This window comes from Streptomyces tendae, from assembly GCF_014650435.1.
GTDB classification, from domain to species: domain Bacteria; phylum Actinomycetota; class Actinomycetes; order Streptomycetales; family Streptomycetaceae; genus Streptomyces; species Streptomyces tendae.
This window is the reverse complement of the sequence record NZ_BMUY01000082.1, coordinates 1-826: the sequence shown is the minus strand read 5'-3', so window position 1 is coordinate 826 and position 826 is coordinate 1. Positions and strand designations below refer to the sequence as shown.

Genomic DNA, 826 nt, shown 5'->3' with positions numbered 1-826 from the left:
GCCCGCCTTCCTGCACGCCGACGTCCGCGGTGAACGCGATGTCGTATTCACTCAGATCCGGCCTGTCATCGTCGTATTCGATACCCGCCACGCCCTCGGCGAGCCTGGCCGCGAGCAGTGTGACACCGGCGCGGTCCGCCCCGCCGGTCGATTCGAGGATGGAAAGCATCGCCTCGACCGCGTTCGCCCACCCGGATTCCCTGTCAACGCGTTTGAGGGTCTGCAGCGCCTCGTTGCGTGTCTGTCTGTCCTGCCGATCCAGCCATTCCCGCAACGGGTCCGGCAACGCGTCACGTACCCGGCTGTTGGGCCAGGACGCGGGCTTGTTGCACAGCAGCGCCAACTGCATGGACGGGTCCTCGCTGTTCGTGCTGGCCTGGCCGTACGCCCGAGGATGGGTCGCCAGATGCTTGCCCGACGAGTCGAGGACCTCGACCTCGAGCGCGCGGAGGCCCACGATCACCCCTCTGCCCGCGTTCGCCCGGTCCGCGGAATAACGATGCCGTCCCTCGAGCGTGACCACGCCGTACCGGTCGGCCTTCATATGCCGCCACGTGACCACGTCGAAACGCTTCCCGGGCAACGGCAGCAGCGCCGCACGGTCCTCGGAGAACAGGCCACGTTCCTCCGTGTCCTTGCGGTAATGCGGTTTCGTGGCCAGCTCCAGGCACCGGTCCGGCAGCCCGGCGTTAAAGTTCTCCAGGCTCCATACGCTCGGCCGGGGCACGAACAGCTTGCGCCGCACCATGCCGACCTTGGACTCCACCGCGCCCTTCTCATGACCGGAATACGGGTTGCAGAACGAACAATCGAACCCGTAATGCGC

General features: G+C 66.6%; 1 protein-coding gene. It reads right to left on the bottom strand.

All coding sequences use genetic code 11. The features are described 5' to 3' along the window. Positions 1–766, bottom strand: a 766-nt coding sequence (locus IE258_RS40705) for a Mu transposase domain-containing protein (protein ID WP_444545813.1), incomplete at its 3' end; no start/stop codon positions are given. Positions 767–826: the final 60 nt, after the last annotated feature.